This window comes from Arthrobacter sp. SLBN-100 (genome assembly GCF_006715305.1).
GTDB lineage: Bacteria > Actinomycetota > Actinomycetes > Actinomycetales > Micrococcaceae > Arthrobacter.
In genome coordinates this window covers 1707291-1724759 of record NZ_VFMY01000001.1, presented here as the reverse complement: position 1 = coordinate 1724759, position 17469 = coordinate 1707291, and the positions used below count along the sequence as shown (strand labels likewise).

At 64.7% G+C, this 17469-nt stretch carries 18 protein-coding genes, 1 tRNA gene and 1 pseudogene; 10 read left to right on the top strand and 10 right to left on the bottom strand.

The annotated features are described in order from the left end of the window. The first annotated feature begins 118 nt into the window (after positions 1–118). The gene (locus FBY31_RS08050; protein WP_142039048.1) at positions 119–1684 is read left to right on the top strand and encodes an amino acid permease; all 1566 of its coding nucleotides are present in this window, start codon (positions 119–121) and stop codon (positions 1682–1684) included. Positions 1685–1857: 173 nt separating this feature from the next. Here FBY31_RS08050 and FBY31_RS08045 read toward each other — a convergent pair whose 3' ends face one another. The 3 genes from FBY31_RS08045 to FBY31_RS08035 form a co-directional block, all read right to left on the bottom strand. Then, positions 1858–2493, bottom strand: a complete 636-nt coding sequence (locus FBY31_RS08045) for a DUF2461 domain-containing protein (RefSeq protein ID WP_142039045.1) — start codon at positions 2491–2493, stop codon at positions 1858–1860. Positions 2494–2619: 126 nt separating this feature from the next. Next, positions 2620–4116 carry a catalase gene (locus tag FBY31_RS08040; protein ID WP_142039042.1) on the bottom strand — a complete coding sequence of 499 codons (1497 nt, stop codon included), beginning with the start codon at positions 4114–4116 and terminating at the stop codon, positions 2620–2622. Positions 4117–4123: 7 nt separating this feature from the next. Beyond that, positions 4124–4609 (bottom strand): Fur family transcriptional regulator, encoded by a 486-nt coding sequence (locus FBY31_RS08035; protein ID WP_142039039.1) that lies wholly within the window; start codon positions 4607–4609, stop codon positions 4124–4126. 94 nt (positions 4610–4703) lie between these two features. Between FBY31_RS08035 and FBY31_RS23780 the strand changes: the two are divergent. After that, a pseudogene (locus FBY31_RS23780) lies at positions 4704–4835 on the top strand (MFS transporter); the annotation flags it as partial. Positions 4836–4941: 106 nt separating this feature from the next. Beyond that, positions 4942–5811, top strand: a complete 870-nt coding sequence (htpX, locus tag FBY31_RS08025) for a zinc metalloprotease HtpX (RefSeq protein ID WP_142039034.1) — start codon at positions 4942–4944, stop codon at positions 5809–5811. A gap of 153 nt (positions 5812–5964) precedes the next feature. On the opposite strand, the gene FBY31_RS08020 is transcribed toward htpX, so the two are convergent. Then, positions 5965–6456 (bottom strand): YajQ family cyclic di-GMP-binding protein, encoded by a 492-nt coding sequence (locus FBY31_RS08020; protein WP_050054209.1) that lies wholly within the window; start codon positions 6454–6456, stop codon positions 5965–5967. 182 nt (positions 6457–6638) lie between these two features. Here FBY31_RS08020 and FBY31_RS08015 point away from each other — a divergent pair, with 182 nt between their 5' ends. The 3 genes from FBY31_RS08015 (at position 6639) to FBY31_RS08005 (ending at position 7770) form a co-directional block, all read left to right on the top strand. Then, complete coding sequence (locus FBY31_RS08015) at positions 6639–6893, top strand: hypothetical protein (protein WP_142039031.1); 255 nt, start codon at positions 6639–6641, stop codon at positions 6891–6893. Positions 6894–7071: 178 nt separating this feature from the next. Further along, positions 7072–7153: transfer RNA gene (locus tag FBY31_RS08010), tRNA-Tyr, on the top strand. A 185-nt stretch (positions 7154–7338) separates the two neighbouring features. Continuing rightward, positions 7339–7770 (top strand): CBS domain-containing protein, encoded by a 432-nt coding sequence (locus FBY31_RS08005; protein WP_142039028.1) that lies wholly within the window; start codon positions 7339–7341, stop codon positions 7768–7770. A gap of 149 nt (positions 7771–7919) precedes the next feature. On the opposite strand, the gene FBY31_RS08000 is transcribed toward FBY31_RS08005, so the two are convergent. Next, positions 7920–8906: a LysM peptidoglycan-binding domain-containing protein gene (locus FBY31_RS08000; protein ID WP_142039025.1), complete on the bottom strand. Its 987-nt coding sequence runs from the start codon at positions 8904–8906 to the stop codon at positions 7920–7922. Between the two features lie 411 nt (positions 8907–9317). Between FBY31_RS08000 and FBY31_RS07995 the strand changes: the two genes are divergently transcribed. Further along, positions 9318–9863, top strand: coding sequence for an acyl-CoA thioesterase (locus FBY31_RS07995; RefSeq protein ID WP_142039023.1), 546 nt, complete (start codon positions 9318–9320; stop codon positions 9861–9863). Positions 9864–9890: 27 nt separating this feature from the next. On the opposite strand, the gene FBY31_RS07990 is transcribed toward FBY31_RS07995, so the two are convergent. Both FBY31_RS07990 and FBY31_RS07985 read right to left on the bottom strand, forming a co-directional pair. After that, a complete protein-coding gene (locus tag FBY31_RS07990; protein ID WP_142039020.1) occupies positions 9891–10691 on the bottom strand; it encodes an ABC transporter permease subunit in 801 nt (266 codons plus the stop codon). Then, positions 10688–11611 carry an ABC transporter ATP-binding protein gene (locus tag FBY31_RS07985; protein ID WP_142039017.1) on the bottom strand — a complete coding sequence of 308 codons (924 nt, stop codon included), beginning with the start codon at positions 11609–11611 and terminating at the stop codon, positions 10688–10690. The genes FBY31_RS07990 and FBY31_RS07985 overlap by 4 nt, the downstream gene beginning before the upstream one ends. A 156-nt stretch (positions 11612–11767) precedes the next feature. Between FBY31_RS07985 and FBY31_RS07980 the strand changes: the two genes are divergently transcribed. Further along, positions 11768–12190 (top strand): thioredoxin family protein, encoded by a 423-nt coding sequence (locus FBY31_RS07980; RefSeq protein WP_142039014.1) that lies wholly within the window; start codon positions 11768–11770, stop codon positions 12188–12190. Between the two features lie 85 nt (positions 12191–12275). Here FBY31_RS07980 and FBY31_RS07975 read toward each other — a convergent pair whose 3' ends face one another. Next, complete coding sequence (locus FBY31_RS07975) at positions 12276–12554, bottom strand: putative quinol monooxygenase (protein ID WP_142039011.1); 279 nt, start codon at positions 12552–12554, stop codon at positions 12276–12278. A 114-nt stretch (positions 12555–12668) separates the two neighbouring features. Between FBY31_RS07975 and FBY31_RS07970 the strand changes: the two genes are divergently transcribed. Both FBY31_RS07970 and FBY31_RS07965 read left to right on the top strand, forming a co-directional pair. Then, positions 12669–14375 carry an AMP-binding protein gene (locus FBY31_RS07970; protein WP_142039008.1) on the top strand — a complete coding sequence of 569 codons (1707 nt, stop codon included), beginning with the start codon at positions 12669–12671 and terminating at the stop codon, positions 14373–14375. A 135-nt stretch (positions 14376–14510) separates the two neighbouring features. After that, positions 14511–15455 (top strand): hypothetical protein, encoded by a 945-nt coding sequence (locus tag FBY31_RS07965; protein ID WP_142039005.1) that lies wholly within the window; start codon positions 14511–14513, stop codon positions 15453–15455. A 39-nt stretch (positions 15456–15494) separates the two neighbouring features. On the opposite strand, the gene FBY31_RS07960 is transcribed toward FBY31_RS07965, so the two are convergent. Beyond that, positions 15495–16964, bottom strand: coding sequence for a multicopper oxidase family protein (locus FBY31_RS07960; RefSeq protein ID WP_142039003.1), 1470 nt, complete (start codon positions 16962–16964; stop codon positions 15495–15497). After that, a complete protein-coding gene (locus tag FBY31_RS07955; RefSeq protein ID WP_142039000.1) occupies positions 16948–17415 on the bottom strand; it encodes a hypothetical protein in 468 nt (155 codons plus the stop codon). Before FBY31_RS07955 ends, FBY31_RS07960 begins: the two co-directional genes overlap by 17 nt. Positions 17416–17469 lie beyond the last annotated feature (54 nt).

Sequence of the window (17469 nt, the reverse complement as noted above, 5' to 3'; positions counted from 1 at the left end):
CCGAACAACAGGCCGGGCTTTTCCTGTCTCACCATTCGGAACAATTGGGACCGTCCAGTGGATGGACACTATCGTTGATAGGTCTGTTTCCATCAGAAATCAGGATTGTGATCCCCCTATGAACCTTCTCCGGACAAAATCTATCGAGCAGTCCATCGCCGACGCCGATGAACCCGGACGCAAGCTCAAGCGGTCCCTCAGCACGTGGGACCTGATGATCATGGGCGTTGCGGTGGCGGTGGGTGCCGGCATCTTCTCCGTCGGCGCCAAGGCCGCTGCCAACTTCTCCGGCCCCGCTGTGACGCTGTCCTTTGCCATCGCCGCCGTCACCTGCGCCCTTGCCATCATGTGCTACGCCGAGTTCGCCACTGCCATCCCCGTGGCAGGCTCCGCCTACGTGTTCACCTACGCAACCATGGGTGAGCTCCTTGCCTGGATCATCGGCTGGAACCTGATCCTTGAGCTCTTCACGGCCGCAGCGGTGATCGCCAAGTACTGGGGCATCTACCTCAGCAAGGTGTTCGCGCTCATGGGCGCCGACATTCCGCCGGCAATCTCCCTGGGCGGGGTTGACCTGTACTGGGGTGCCTTCCTGATCGTCGCCGTCTTCACCGTGCTGCTGGTGCTGGGCACCAAACTCTCCGCCCGCGTGGGCAACATCTTCACGCTGATCAAGATCGCCGTGGTCCTCTTTGTGATCGTTGTGGGCTTCACCTACGTGAAGTTCGAAAACTACACCCCGTTCATCCCCGCCGCCGAGCCGACCGGCGGTGCCGGCGCCGCCGACGTCCTGAAGCAGTCGTTCTTCGGCTTCCTCACTGGAGCAGCCCCTGCACAGTACGGCACGCTGGGCATCTTCGCCGGTGCTGCCCTGGTGTTCTTCGCGTTCATCGGCTTCGACGTGGTGGCCACCTCCGCGGAGGAAGTCAAGAACCCGCAGAAGACCCTGCCCCGGGGTATCTTCGGCGGCCTGGCCGTGGTGACGCTGTTGTACATCCTGGTCTCCCTGGCCCTGACCGGGATGGTCTCCTACACCCAGCTGGCCGAGGCGGAGAGCCCCACCCTCACCACCGCCTTCGAGGCAGTGGGCGACACCTCGGCCGCCAAGGTCATTGCCTTCGGATCGCTGGTGGGCCTCACCACCGTGATCATGGTGCTCCTCATGGGCCTGTCCCGCGTGGTCCTGGCGATGAGCCGCGACGGCCTCCTGCCCCGCGCGCTGTCCAAGACCAGTGACAAGCGCTCCACCCCGGTGCGCCTCCAGATCATCTGCGGTGCCGCTGTTGCACTGGTGGCCGGCCTGACCAACGTGGACCTGCTCGAGGAAATGATCAACATCGGTACGCTCTCCGCATTTGTGGTGGTTAGCCTTGGCATCCTGGTGCTGCGCAAGAAGCGCCCGGACCTCAAGCCCGCTTTCCGCGTACCCTTCGGCAAGGTCCTGCCGATCGTGTCCGCACTTCTGTGCCTTTACCTGATGACCAACCTGGCCGTGGAGACCTGGATCTTCTTCGCCATCTGGCTGGTGATCGGCCTGGCCATCTACTTCTCCTATGGCCAGCGCCACTCCCGCCTCAACGAGCGCTTCGGCGACGCCAGCACGGCGGTCAACGGTACTCCGGTTGCGGCCGGCGCTTCTGCCGTGGCGGCCGAGGACGACGAGGATGCGCTCTCCCGCACCTGATCCGGACGTATGCGGGCCTGCTCTTCTCAACCGGAGGTTTCGCACTTAAGGCCCTTCACATACGCCAACGGCCTTGCCGCGCACACGCTGCCCCGTACCGCATAAGCGGTGCGGGGCAGCGGCGTCTCCTGCGGGGCAGCTCCGTCTCTTCGGTGCCGGCGCGCCAGCATAAGCTACGGTGCCGCGTGCCTGCCAACCCAGTCCACCAGCGGCCGCAGCTCATCCCAGAGCGCGGCGATCTCCTGGACCGCGGCAGGGGTGGCCAGCCAGCCCGGTTGCCCCAGGTGGGTGGCGGCGGAAAGGGACTTGTGTTTCAGAAGCTCGGCCCGGGGATGGTCCTGGGGGTACCCGCGCGGGACGGTCTTAAGCTTCTCGCCCTCCACCATGAAGCCGGCAGCAGCTACGGCTGCGACAATGTGCCGGAGGGATTCGCCTGTTCCAGAGGCATCCACTGAATTGCGGTACCTTGCCAGCTGGGCGGGCGTGTGGGAATGGTAGCCGCCGCCTACCAGCAGCCCTTCCGCGCTGATTTGCAGGTAATAGCCCACCCCTTCCTGGATGGACGCAAAAGCACCCTGGGCTGTCTTGTAGGGTGACTTGTCCTGGGAAAACCTGATGTCCCTGTTGGGCCGGAAGATCTTGCCGGGACCAAACCGGGGCTCCAGTTCGGCCAGCAGTGCGATGAACGGTTCCCGGACCAGCATCTGGTAGCGGTCCTTGTTTTCCAGCCACCACTCACGGTTGTTGTTGTCCTGCAGCTCTTTATAGAACTCGAAGGCTGCCGCGGGGATGCCCTGGAAAGTTGTCATGCGTCGATACTAGGGACACCAGCCAACGGCAGCCATGACCAGAACGGGTTATGTGGAAAAGCAAAAAACCACCCCGCCACATAAATCGTGACGGGGTGGTTCTCAGCACTCAAGAAGGGGCCTGGATCAGCCGATCTTGTTGGCAGCTTCTGCGTCAGAAGTCGGTGCGGACGGAGCGGCGACGGCACCGAGGTTGGCGCGAAGTTTGGCGCCGAGTTCGGCGTCGACGTTCGTCCAGTACTGGATGGCGCGCTCCTTGATGCCGGGGCTCTTGACGCCGCCCACTGCACCGGTGATGGTCTCCAGGAACCGGGCCTTCGCCGCTTCGTCGTAAACCTCGCGGTACAGCGTGCCTGCCTGGATGAAGTCGCTGTCCTCGGCGTGGAGGGAGTGCGCGGCAAGGGTCAGCTCGCCGTCGTTCTCCCAGCCGCCGGCCGGGTTCTGCGGCTCAACTGCAGCCGGGCCGCCAACGGAGTTGGGGGCGTAGACCGGCACGGAGGGAGCGTTGAAGTGGTAACGTCCGGCGCCGTCCTGGCTGTAGTTGTTGACCTGGTTCTTCGGCTGGTTCACCGGGATCTGGGCGTGGTTGGTGCCCACGCGGTAGCGGTGGGCGTCAGCGTAGGAGAAGATGCGGGCCTGCAGCATCTTGTCCGGGGACGCGGCGATGCCCGGCACGAAGTTCGACGGCGCGAAGGTGGCCTGCTCGATCTGGGCGAAGTAGTTCTCCGGGTTCCGGTTCAGCTCCATGGTGCCCACCTTGATCAGCGGGTAGTCAGCGTGCGGCCAGACCTTGGTCAGGTCGAACGGGTTGAAGCGGTAGGTCTTGGCGTCCTCGTAGGGCATGACCTGGACGTGCAGGTCCCAGGACGGGAAGTTGCCGGCTTCGATGTTCTCGGACAGGTCGCGGATGTAGAAGTCAGCATCCGAGCCGGCCAGCTGCTCAGCCTGCTCGCTGCTCATGGAGTTCACGCCCTGGTTGGACTTGAAGTGGTACTTGACCCAGAACCGCTCGCCCTCGGCGTTGATCCACTGGTAGGTGTGCGAGCCGTAGCCCTGCATTTCACGCCAGGAGGCGGGCAGGCCGCGGTCACCCATCAGCCAGGTGACCTGGTGGGCGGACTCGGGGGACAGGGTCCAGAAGTCCCACTGCATGTCGGCGTCGCGCAGGTGCGTGCCCGGGAGGCGCTTCTGGGAGTGGATGAAGTCCGGGAACTTGATGCCGTCGCGGATGAAGAACACCGGGGTGTTGTTGCCTACGAGATCGTAGTTGCCCTCGGAGGTGTAGAACTTCACGGCGAAACCGCGGGGATCGCGCCAGGTGTCCGGGGAGCCGTTCTCGCCTGCCACGGAGGAGAAGCGGATCAGCATTTCGGTGTCGGCGCCGGGCTGGAGGAAGGCTGCCTTCGTGTACTTGGACACGTCCTCGGTGGTCTTGAACGTACCGAATGCACCGCCGCCTTTGGCGTGCACTACGCGCTCCGGCACCCGCTCGCGGTTGAACTGGGCGAGCTTTTCCACCAGGTAGTGGTCAGTCAGGATGATGGCACCGTCGGCACCAACTGACTTCGAGTGCGCGTCGGACGTAACGGGGGCACCTGACTGGGTTGTTGAAATGGCAGTCATTGTTCTCCTATTTCTCTATTTCTTGTGAGGGACGATTGGAAGGAAGTTGTTGGGACTGCTGGCAGTCCTGGCAGATGCCCTGGTACATGACGTCTGCGATCTGGATGGTCATCGGCTTGGCGTTTTCGTCCCAGTGGGGCGTGAGGCAGGGGGCGTGGCCCACCGCGCAGTCCACGTCTTCAACGCGGCCGCAGCTGATGCAGATGGCGTGGTGGTGGTTGTCGCCCACCCGGGTTTCATACAGGGCGGGCGAGTGCGGCGGCTCGAAGCGGCGCAGCATGTGCAGATCTGTCAGGTCCCCCAGCACCACGTAAACGGACTGGGCCGTCAGTTCAGGGAGCTCGGCGCGGGCTGCGGAGAGGATGCTTTCGGCCGGCGAGTGGGGGTGGCGTTCGACGGCGGCGAGGACTGCCAGCCGCTGCTTGGTCACCCTGCGGCCGTGGGCGCGAAGGGCGGCAGCCCATGCCTCCTGGCCGTCAAAGTGCTCCGTCATGGATTCATTGAAACACTTATTCTGAGTTTCTCGCAATAAGGCTTGGCTAACCTCTGTGAAGGCTAAGGGACCGGGGCGACATTACGGTTGCAGGGTGGGGAAACTGCTTGCTGACATCACGCCGCTCAAGGAGAGCCCCGCGTTCCGCCGGCTCTGGCTCAGCGCGGCTGTATCCGCCGTCGGAAGCCGGCTCACCCTCGTGGCCCAGCGGCATGCTGTGCATCGTAGGGGCATGGCCGGCGGCGAGGCTGCAGCCGGGGTTTCCGAAAATACGACGCCCGGAACCCGGCTCCCTAGTAAGCCGTTTCCATAGGAGAGCGAGGAGAGGAAACGTGCACAAACACTACAACGGCCTGAAGACGGCAGCGCTTTTCGGTGTGCTCTGGGCAGTGCTTCTGGGCCTTGGGGCGCTGATCGGCACCAGCACCCGAAGTTCCGCACCCATCTGGATCATGGCGCTGCTCGGAGTCGCCACCACCGCCTACGGTTACTGGAACAGCGACAAGATCGCCATCCGGTCCATGCAGGCCTATCCGGTCACCGAAGCGCAGGCGCCGCAGCTGTACCAGATCGTCCGGGAGCTGTCCGTGCGCGCCAATCAGCCGCTGCCCCGGATCTACGTCTCGCCCACCATGACCCCCAACGCCTTCGCCACCGGCCGGAACCCGCGGAACGCGGCCGTCTGCTGCACTGAGGGAATGCTCCAGCTCCTGGACGCGCGCGAACTCCGGGGCGTCCTGGGCCACGAACTGATGCACGTGTACAACCGCGACATCCTCACCTCATCCGTGGCTGCCGCCGTCGCCGGTGTTATCACCTCGGTGGGGCAGATGCTGCTGTTCTTTGGCGGCGGTGACCGGCGCAACGCCAACCCGTTGGCCATGATCGCCATGGCCCTGCTGGCGCCCTTCGCGGCGTCGCTGATCCAGATGGCCATCTCCCGCACCAGGGAGTACGACGCCGACGAGGACGGTTCGCAGCTCACCGGCGATCCGCTGGCGCTCGCCTCAGCCCTCGCCAAGATCGAGCGAGGCGTCACCATCGCTCCGCTTCCGCAGGACCAGCGGCTGGTGAACGCCGCGCACCTGATGATCGCCAACCCGTTCCGCGGCGGCGCCATGAACAAGCTGTTCGCCACGCATCCGCCCATGCGGGACAGGATCTCCCGGCTGGAACGGATGGCAGGCGGGCCGCTGCGCTGATTCAGGTCGTGGCCGGAACGGACTCTTGGGTTGGCCGACACGCAGAGTTCCCCTCGACGCGCAAAGAGGCCGGCGCTGCCCATGTTTGGGGCGCGCCAGCCTCTTTGCGTGGCGGCAGAATTTTGGCGCGTCGAAAACGACGGCGGGGGGCGGCTAGCTGCGGAAGTTCACAAACTGCAGGTCGGCCTCGTCGAAGTCTTTCAGCAGCGCCATAGTGGCCTGGAGGTCGTCGCGGGACTTGGACGTGACGCGCAGTTCGTCGCCCTGGATCTGGGACTTCACGGACTTGGGGGCTTCGTCGCGGATCAGCTTGTTGATCTTCTTGGCCAGGTCCTGGGCGATGCCCTCCTTGATGGAAGCCTCAAGGCGGAACTCCTTGCCAGAGGCGTAGGGCTCGCCGGTGTCCAGGGACTTCAGCGAGATGCCGCGCCGGATCAGCTTGGACTGGAGGACGTCCAGTACCGCCAGGACGCGCTCCTCGGAGTTGGCCTTCATGAGGATCTTTTCGCCGCTGAAGTCCACCTCTGCGCCGACGCCCTTGAAGTCGTAGCGCTGGGCGAGTTCCTTCTGCGCCTGGTTCAGCGCGTTCGCCACTTCCTGCTTGTCCACTTTGCTTACGACGTCGAACGTTGACTCGCCTGCCATGACTCTCCTTGTGCTGGTGGGGGCCTTGTCCGCGGACAGGGCCGGGATCGCTGCATTCAAGCCTAATACGGATGCCGCCGTTGGTCGCCGTATTTCACAGTTCCCTCCCAGCGGACGCTCCGGGGGAACGAAGGAGGTCCCGGCAGGGTTGAAGGAGAAGGAAAGCGCACGAAGGGAACACCATGCACCGCAGAGCCATCCGCTACGTCACACGAACCACCTCGGCTGCAGCCGGGGCGGTTGCAACAGCAGCAACCTCGGTGGCGGCAGCGGCGGTGGCAGCCTCCATCATTTTCAGCCCGGTGGCGGAGGCGTCCTCCCGGATGGAAGGCGTCAGCGAGGACCTGCTCCGGGCGGTGCAGTTGAACCAGATCACCGAGGAGCAGGCCGTGAAGTTCGAGGCAAAGCTGGCGGGCAGGATTCTGGGCGAGGCGTGACACTACCCTCCTGAGAGCCCTTAAGGCCGGAATTCCGCGTCATTCCGGGCTTTTGCGCGCCGATTCGATTCTTCGGCGGAAGTTCTGTAAAGTTGTCTTGCCCGCGGTTACTGGAAGCGGAACGGCCCGGAAACGGACGCTCCGAAGACTGCATCTACGGGTACTTCTTTTGAAGTTCGGCAGATTACCCGAGCGGCCAAAGGGGGCTGACTGTAAATCAGCTGGCAACGCCTACGGGGGTTCGAATCCCTCATCTGCCACCCAAGGAAAGGCCTCCGGAACCACAGGTTCCGGAGGCTTTTTCGTGTCTCCAGGCACCCGCGGGAGCGGCCCACGCAGGCGGCAAAACCGCCGTCGACATGGCCGGGGCACGGGCGTAGGCTGGCAACATCGGCGGAAGCGACCCGATGCCTGCGTCGATCAAAGAATCGATAAAGGAGGACAAATGAGTGCCGTACGTGAATTCATGACTACGAACGCACAGTGTATTAAGGAAAGCCAGTCCCTCGCAGATGCTGCCCGGATGATGCTGGACCTTGACTGCGGATCGTTGCCGATCTGCGGTGACGACGGCAAGTTGAGGGGCATGATCACCGACCGTGACATTGTGCTCAAGTGTGTTGCTGCCGGGCATGATCCCCGCGAAATGATGGCCCGCGATCTCGCCTCGGGCCGGCCCTACTGGATAGACGCCGATGCGAACATTGACGCGGCCATCGAAATGATGGAGACGCATCAGGTCCGCCGGCTTCCGGTCATCGCCGACCACAAGTTGGTTGGGATCATCAGCCAGGGAGACATCGCGCGCAATTACTCGGAACAGCGCGTCGGCGAGCTGGTGGAGCATATCTCGGAACGCAAACGGATGAACGCCTAGCCGGGCGGTTTTCCTAACCCAACGCCACGAAGGTCCGCTTCGTGGCGTTAGTTATGCCTGGTCCTGGCCTTGTCCGCGGATCCCCGCCTTGAAGGTTAGGAGCCGCGGACAGGCTTAGGAATCCACGCGGGCGGGCAGGGCCAGGGCTATCAGTTCAACGCAATCAGGAGCATCTGGCTGGTTCCCGGGATGCAGGTCTGCAGGATCGCACGGGGGAAACCGCCGAACACATTGATGACGTCGTTGGTGGTCCCCGGGTTGGGCACCTGCCCGCGCCCCGTCACCGTGTACGTTCCGTAGCCCGGGATGCTCACCGTTTCACCCACCCCGATTCCCGAGAACCGCGCCCAGCCGCCGCAGAAATCGTGCTCGGTGATGAAGAGGGAGTAGCCGTCGTTGGGGGTGTAATGGATGGGCCCGATGCAGGCATCAACCATGGATTGCCCGCCCGCTCCGGCTATGTAAATGGTCCGGACGGCAGGAGCGGCAACAACCGGGGCGGGCGCCGGGGCAGCTGCGGGGGCCGGGGCCGAAGCGGGAGCAGGAGCAGGTGCCGCGGCGGGTACAGCGACGGCCGGACCGGTCAGGACCAGCGTCTGTCCCGGGAGGATGATGCTGTACTGCCCCAGCCCGTTCGCAGCGAGCATGGCGTTCATGTCCACGCCGAACCTGGCTGCAATGGCGCCGACCGTATCGCCGGGAACCACGGTGTACTGGTTTCCGCCGGCGGCGGTTGCTGGCTCAGTGGCTGGCTCAGGGGCAGGGGCGGGCTCGACGGCGGGTGGCGGCGGTGCCGCCTCAGCCGGCACTTCCGCGGCAGGCGGGTCAGCTGCGGGCGCCTCTGCCGGCGCCTGGACAGACTCCGCGGAACCGGCGCCCACAGCATCCGCGACCGTGCCCTGCGCTTGGGAGAGAGCCCCGGCAACGGGAGCCGCCGCCGTCGTAGCTGTTGGAGCGAGGGTGGCAGGTGCCGCAAGCGCTCCCACTCCCACTGCCGCCACAACTGCGGCGGTGGCCATCCCGGCCCACAGCTTGTTGCTGATAGCGGGCCGGCCCACTGCCAGGTCGGAGCGGGGGACATCGGTGGCGAAACTACGGCTTGGAGCGTCGGGGGTAGAGGAGTATGGCTGGTTCATGGGTAGCCCATCGGGATTCGGTCCAGCCATGCAGCTGCAAGGCGCAGGGAGCGGGGCAGGACGGATCGAGGTGTGATGCACCGGCCGCCCAGCCTTAGGGCAGGCCTTCGGCGGCGCATGATGGAGGCGTCCGCATACCCAGAAGATACGGAAGCTCCGCGAGAAGGCACTGCCATCCGGAAGCTACCCGGTGAACAGGCCAGCACATGTTCGGTCCTAGGAATCCCGAGTCTAGGAAGTGCGGGAGGGGGCGGGCACCAGTAGGGATTACCCGAATATTTTGGATCGGTACTTGGGAGTGCTGTCCCGGATACTCAAAACCGCTATTGGGCACTACCTGCCGCTGCAGGCCAGGAAGCAGGCTTTACCGGCACTGGCCGCCCGGATGTTACCCGCAGGTAACATGAAGGCATGCACCTGCTGTTGAGAACCCTCCTGCTGCTCCTCACCTCATCCCGCCGGCCGCCGCTGACCGTCTGGGACCACTCGTCGCTGCCGCTGCGCGTGCTGCCCACGGACATCGATATCGCCATGCACGTCAACAACGGGATGTACCTGTCCCTGATGGACCTTGGCCGGTTCGACCTGATGGTCCGCAGCGGCGTGTGGAAGCGGATGCGCCGCCGGGGCTGGGGTCCCGTAGTGGCCGCGGAAACCGTCTCCTTCCGCAAGTCCCTCCAGCTGTGGCAGCAGTACACCATCGAAACCCGAATCATTGGCCTGGACGCCAAGGCCATCTACTTCGAGCAGCGCATGGTGGCCGACAGGGAGGTGTACGCGCGTGCCTACATCGCCACCAGGCTGGTCCATAAGGGCCTGCCCGTCAGCCAGGAGGATATCCTGCGGGAGTTCGGCCAGCCGCCGGCGGACCTGGTGCTTCCCGAATGGGTCCATGAGTGGCGCGCTTCGAGCGCCCTGCCGGGGAGCCGGACGCCGGCGCCGCATCTCTGGGGCTGATGCCGGCGAGGAGATCGCCCCAGAGGCTTAGGCTCCCACGTCACGCCGTTCAAGCGCGACGGCGGCCAGCGCCACGAGTGCCGCCGAGATACCCCAAAGCCACGCGGCCGCTGCCCAGTCCGCTCCGTTGACCACGGGTGCGTTGCCGTAGGCCCAGTGGTACGGGCTGATGTCCAGCAGCCACTCCACATCCTGGCTTTGCCGGCCGACGGCGTTGAACACGTATCCGAGAACTCCTACCGCCGCACCGGCAGAGATCCCATACGTCCGGCGGCCGGTGATGGCACCTGCGCATAAAGCAGCGGTGCCGCTGAGCAGCGCCAGTCCGGCGAAGAGAACCGCGGCCCCCGACAGGTTTCCGGGGTCAATGCCGAGTTGTGACGGCCCGTTCAGCAGCAGCACCAGGACGAAAACAATCCCGGCCAGGAGGACAACCCGCAGCAGCAGCGCAAGGGCACGTTCCAGTACCACCTGCACGCGCCGTACTCCATGGGCGAGTGTCAGCTCCAGCTGGCCGGACTCCTCGTCGCCGCCCACAGCGGCGGCGCCCCACGCCACCGATGCGATGGTCATCAGCAGGAAGCCAAGAAGCCCGAACAGGGTGGCCTGGGTGTAGCCGGGACCGGTGGCGATCTGGTCATAGTTCAGCGCTTTGGTCATCTCGACGGGCAGTGCGTCCATCAATTCCTGCATCTGGGCACTGCCGCCGATGGACGGGTAGAGGGGCAGGTAGAGGAACGCAGCGGCCGCCAGACCCGCAGCCCAGGCGAGCGTGGAACGCCAGGTATCGAAGAAGGCCCGCCGGAAAAGCGGGAGGGCGGTGTTCACCGGACCTCCTCGCCGCGGCCGGAGTACATCTTCAGCACCGCGTCCTCCAGGTCCGGTTCCTCAAGGACAAGGTCCGTCAACTCGAACGAACCCAGCCGCCGGACCAGGGGCTGGATGGCGCCCTCCAGGTTGGCGGACAGCGTGACGGCACCGTCGGACTCAAGTACCTCCACCTTTCCGACGCCGGGAACACCGGTCAGCAGCGCAACGGCGTCGTGCGCTCCAATGCCGGACGCTGTCAGGCGGATGCGGCGCACGGCGCCTTCGCGCAGCCTATTGACTGATTCAACCGTGATGATGCGCCCGTCCCGGAGAATGGCCACGGTGTCCGCTGTCTGCTGGATCTCGCTCAGGACATGTGAGCTCAGGAAGATGGTCTGGCCCCGGTGCCGTGCCTCGCGCACCATGGCGTGGAACTCCTGCTGGACCAGGGGGTCCAGGCCGCTGGTGGGCTCATCGAGCACCAGCAGTTCCGGCTGGTGCATGAACGCCTGCACCAGGCCCAGTTTCTGCTTGTTTCCTTTGGACAGCTTGCGCGTATGGCGGTCCAGGTCCAGTCCCAGCCGCTCGGCGAGTGCGTCAATCCGGCCGGCCGGAACCGGGCCGCTGATGGCCTCATAGTGGGCCAGCAGCTTCCGTCCCGTCACCCGGCCCTCAAGGAACAGCTCGCCGGGAAGGTAGCCGATGCGGCGGCGCAGCTCCGGCCCGCCCTGCCGGGGATCCACACCCAGCACACGCACCTCGCCGCCGTTGGGCCGGATGATGTCCAGCAGGCAGCGCATTGTGGTGGTTTTTCCCGCCCCGTTGGGCCCGATGACACCGAAGACGGACCCAGCCTCCACGTCGAAGTCAACGCCGTGGAGAACCTCCCGGCGGCCAAACTTTTTGACAAGGGAGCGCGCGGAGACAGCAGTGGCCACGAGCCCTCCTTTGCTGCAGCAGCGCAGCTGATGACCCTAAGATAAGGCCTTACGGACCTGCTGTACATCACCGCGCCAGGTTATTCCCGATGACGCGGGCAGCGAACAGGCGGCTACGGCCGAGACATGCCGGCCAGGCGCGGGTACCGTTGAAACATGGCTACCCTTGACATCACCGGCGAACAGTTCGCATCGACCATTGAGGGCAATGACATTGTCCTGGTGGATTTCTGGGCAGAATGGTGCGGCCCCTGCAAGCAGTTTGGCCCCACGTACTCGGCAATCTCCGATAAGCACCCGGATGTCCTCTTCACGAAGGTGGACACGGAGGCCGAGCAGCAGCTCGCAGCCGAGGCCGGCATCTCGTCCATTCCCACGCTCATGGCCTTCCGCGAAAAGGTGCTGGTTTTCTCGCAGCCCGGCGCGCTGAACGCCCAGCAGCTGGAACAGGTTGTTGATGCCGTCAAGGCACTGGACATGGACGAGGTCCACGCCCATGTGGCACGCCAGCGGGAAGAAGCAGCAGCTGCCAGCAAGTCGGCGGGGCCGCAGGACGGCACGCAGATCCCCGAAGCGTGATACCCGGCACCTGATCCTCTTTAAACTTCGTAGCGGCGCCCTCCACAAGGAGGGCGCCGCTACCGTGTTAAACGAGGTGCGGGGGTTACAGGCGTTCCAGCTTGACGGGCTCGGCCAGCAGCGCGCTCAAGGACTCGTTCAGGTCCTGGACGGCGATGCCCTTGGAGTGCTTCGCGAGGTCCTCTTCCGATGCCCACTGCTCGGTCAGCACCAGCTTTTCCTCGGCGGCTTCCGTCAGCTCGTAACGGATGCAGCCGGGTTCATTCACCACCTCGTCAATAGCGATTTCCAGGGCCAGCTTTACACGGTAAAACTCGCCGTCGTTGGGGATGAACGTTGCCTGCAGGTCAATGGGAGAACTCATGGATTTCACAATACCGGCCACCGCCTGCAGCCCCGCTCCTGTTGACACCGGCCATCCAAGTGTTGCGCTCCTCCGGTGCTTTTATTGCCGGGGGCCACTTGGTAGCGTGCCCTCATGCGCGCTTACACAGCCGGGGACACTGACGTCCCATTGCTCGAGGAGACCATCGGCGGAAACTTCGAACGGATGGTGGCCAGGTTCCCGCTCCACGACGCACTGATCGAGGCCGCCCCAGTGCCTGGTGCTGACGCGAGGCGGTGGAGCTACACCAAGATGAACGACGACGCGGACCGGCTGGCGCGTGCACTGCTCGCCCTTGGCATTGCCAGGGGGGAGCGGGTGGGCATCTGGAGCCCGAATTGCGCCGAGTGGACGCTGCTTCAGTACGCCACGGCCAAGGCGGGCGTGATCCTGGTCAACGTCAATCCCTCCTACCGGAGCCACGAACTGGAGTTCGTGGTGAAGCAGAACGGCATGCGGATGCTGGTCACGGCGCCCTCGGACCGGAACAGCGACTACGTGGGGATGGCCCGCAAGGCGCTCGCAGAGTGCCCCGACCTGCGTGAACTCGTGTTCCTTCCCTTGCCGGGCGGGGAAGGAACCAGCTGGGAGGGGACCGGCGGGGAAGTGTCCGACGGCGCCGTCCCGCTCAGTGACGCGGAACTGACTTACGCTGAGCTGCTTCGGCGGGCGGACGGCGTCGGACATGCCGCACTGAAGGCGCGCATGGCTGAACTCAGCCCGCACGATCCGATCAACCTGCAGTACACCTCCGGGACCACGGGCTTTCCCAAGGGGGCCACGCTCACGCACCACAACATCCTGAACAACGGCTTCTCGATAGGGGAGTTGCTGGGGTACACCGAGCACGACCGGGTGGTGATCCCGGTGCCGTTTTATCACTGCTTCGGAATGGTGATCGGCAACCTGAATGCGCTGAGCCACGGCGCGGCCACCATCATCCCGGGCCGTGGCTTCAACCCGGCGGCATCGCTGGAAGCCGTTCAGGACTTCGGCGGCACCTCCCTGTACGGGGTGCCCACCATGTTCATCGCCGAACTCGCGCTGGCCGACTTTGCCTCCTACGATTTGTCCACGCTCCGCACGGGGGTAATGGCCGGTTCTTTGTGCCCCATCGAGGTGATGAACCGGGTCATTTCGGAGATGAACATGCGCGATGTTGCCATTTGCTACGGGATGACCGAAACGTCGCCGGTGTCCACCATGACCCGGGCCGGTGACACCCTGCAGCACCGGACGGAGACCGTGGGGCGGACCATGCCGCACCTGGAAAGCAAGATCGTTGATCCGGGCTCGGGCGATGTCCTGGAGCGCGGGCAGATCGGGGAGCTGTGCACCCGCGGCTACGCGGTGATGGAAGGGTACTGGAACCAGCCGGACAAAACCGCGGAGGCAATTGATCAAGACGGCTGGATGCATACCGGCGACCTGGCCCGGATGGACGAGGACGGCTACGTGGTGATCGAGGGCAGGATCAAGGACATGGTGATCAGGGGCGGGGAGAACATCTATCCGCGGGAAATTGAGGAGTTCCTTTACACGCATCCCTCCATCCAGGACGTGCAGGTGATCGGGGTGCCCGATACAAAGTACGGGGAGGACCTGATGGCGTGCATCATCCTCAAGCCCGGTGCAGAACCGGTGGATGCCGCCGCCGTTGCCGAGTTCTGCCGGGGCAAGCTCGCCCATTACAAGATCCCCCGCTACGTCGATGTCCGGGACAGCTTCCCGATGACCGTCTCGGGGAAGGTCCGGAAGGTGGAGATGCGCGAGGAAGCCGTGGCGCGGCTGGGGCTCTGACCCACCACAACGCGGGGTCACTTTTCGCCCGATGATTGGCGTTTTATGGGCAGTAACTGACCCCGCGTCGGGTTCGCTGAGGTCGCCCTGTGGATAACCTCAGTAAATGTTCCTCCGGGGTGCAAACTTGGTGCCATGGTTATCGCCAGGCCGCTCCCCGAGGATCTCGCCAAGCTTCCTTTCACGATCTATCAGGCACGAGATCTGGGTGTTGCACCAAAGCGATTGCGTGCCAAGGATCTGGTGGGAGCCGGACGTCTGATTCGGGCCCACGCTGGCCGGGACCCCGACCTGGTTGAGAGGGCACGCGTGCTCTGTGCAGCCACGCCGGACGCTTGGGTGTCCCACGAGACAGCGGCGATCCTCTGCGGTTTGGGCCTTCCTCCCTGGCTGGGCCGGGAGCCGCGTGTCCACCTCAGTAAGCCGCACGAATTGCCCCGGGTCCGGCGGGCCGGCGTCATCGGTCACCGCGTGCATGTGATTGCGGGTGAAGTGGTGGAGCTGGATGGGATCAGGGTCAGCGGGCCCGCCCGGACATGGCTTGACCTGGCCCATGAGCTGCCCCTGCAATATCTCGTGGCCATGGGAGACCAGCTGATCCGGGTTCCACGGCCGGAGTTGGAGTTCCGAAACATACCCTTTGCGTATAAGGACGGGCTGCGCCTGTTGATCCGGCAGCATCCAAACATGAAGGGCGTTGAGAAGGCGCGACTGGCGCTCGATGAGATGCGGGTGGGGTCGGATTCGTTTCCGGAGACGTTCCTCCGGCTGGCGCTGCTGGACGCGCACCTTCCTGAACCAGAATTGCAGCTCCGCATCGATCCCCACGATCCGAGGTCGCCGGCAGCGGACCTTGGTTACCGGAAATACCGGATCGCGGTGCAGTACGACGGCGCGCATCACCGATCGAGGGAACAGCAGTCGCGCGACAATCGCCGCGACGAATTTTTCATCAACGCAGGCTGGTCCTATTTCAAACCAACGGCAGACGACCTCGCCGACGATTTTCGGGAGCTTATTGGCAGGATCAGACGGGCGTCGCGCTCTCCCTGGAACGCCGGGTCACCTTCCGCCCGATAACCGGTGTTTACAGGGCCGTAAGTGACCCCGCGTTGCCTCCTACTCGGGCTGATTGCCCTGCGCGCCGTTGATGGTGAACGGTGTGGTGACCCCTTCATACATGAGGTGCGCTACGAGGCCGTCGACGGCGTGTGCCAGGGTGTGGCAGTGGTCGCTCCAGATCCCCGGATTGTCGGCGAGGAAGGCCACCTCGTAGGACTCGCCGGGATGGAGGTCCAGGGAGTCGACCCACCAGGGACTTCCCGACGCCGGAATGCCGCCGCGCGAGAGGACAACGGCGTGGTGGCCGTGCAGGTGCATCGGATGCACCTCGGATGTGTCGTTCTTGATCTGCATCAGGACCACGTCCCCCTCACGCACGTGGAACATTGGGACGTCGGGAAAGAGCTGGCCGTTGATTGTCCAGAAGTTGCCGGGGCGGCCATCGATGAGGCCAAAGCGGCGCCCGATCACGTAGTCGAAGCTGCGGTCCGGCCGCCCTGCGTCGAAGGCGGGCGGTGCGGGGGCTCCGTACGCCAGCAGGTCAACCGTCTCGCCGGGCTGCCGCGCGCCGGGAGCCCTTGCAGCCCGATCCCCGATGGTGACGCTGCGGGCACCACCCACCTGGAGGCGTGCGGAACCATTTGCGGGGGCCTGCAGGGTCACGTCGGCCCGGCCGCCCGCGGGGATGAGCAGGCTCCGGCCTTCGACGGGGGACGGAGCGTTCACTTCGTGCCCGTCAGTTGCCACCACACGGAAGGGAGCGGCTGACCAGACTGCCGCGGTGCCCTGGTCCGTGTTGATGACGCGGACCCGCACCGTGGAGCCCGGCCGGGCACCCACATGTTCATCCTGCACCCGTCCGTTGAGGGTGTGCTGGCCACCGTAAACGTGCAGCAGCGCGACGGCGTCGATGGCGGCGTCGTTACCTGCTGCCTCGGCCGGCTCGATGACCACGGCGCCGAACAGGCCGCCTTCAACCTGCTCATGCGACACCTGGTGTGAGTGATACCAATACGTGCCGGCGTCATGTGCAACGAAGCGGTAGAGGTGGCGGCCTCCGGGCGGGACCGCGTCCTGGGTGACCCCCGCGACACCGTCCGCCGCATTGGGTACGTCGATCCCGTGCCAGTGCAGCGTGGCCCCGGCCGCCACGGACTCATTGACGAACACAGCCTCCACAAGGTCGTCCTGCCGGGCACGGACTGTCGGCCCGGGGGACGTCCCGTTCACTGTGTACCCCGCAAACGGGCGTCCCCCGGGAATATCGACTGTCTCCTGGCGCGCGACGAGTTCGATTCGAACATCGGGAGGCCGGAGCAGGTCCGCGGCCAGGTCGGTCACGCTGACGGCATCGGCCGGGCCGGCCGCGCCGGAGCCGTGGACATGGGCGGCGTTCGTGCTGTGCATGTCCATCACGGAGTACTCGCCGAGCAGGGTCGAACCCCAGGCGAGCACGCCGAGACCAAGGGCGCACGTCACAGCGATGGCTCCGGCAAAGCGTACAAAGAGATCAGGTCGTGATGGCATTGGTGGCAGACAGGGCAGTGCTGGCTGTCTTGGACCGGCGGACTCGTGATGCCGTATAAACCGCGGCGAGCAGCACGGCCAAGGCGTTGGCACCGTGGATCAGGCCGAGGTAGGGCATGTCAGTGATGGAGTACCCGAGGGTGATCTGCAACGCGACGAGGCCCAACACTATCGCCGCCCAGAGGCGTGCGCCCCGCACCTTCACGAAGAACGAGACGATGAGCAGCAGGAGGGCGGCGAGGGGTATGACCATCCCGCCCACGATGCCGTGGATCGGGAAGCCAAGATCACCGATGAACGTTGCCTGTTGGCTCTCGATGAGGGCCTTGTCCACCACGCCGCCACCCTGGACGTAATGCACCATCCCGCCGAAGCCGAAGGCGATCGATGCTGCCTGCACAACCACGCCGCCGGCGATGATCCAGGCGATGATCGAATAGGTTCTGCGCATGACTCCTCCTCCTGTTCGTGCGGTGACCGTTTGTGGCATCCGCTGTGGATCCGA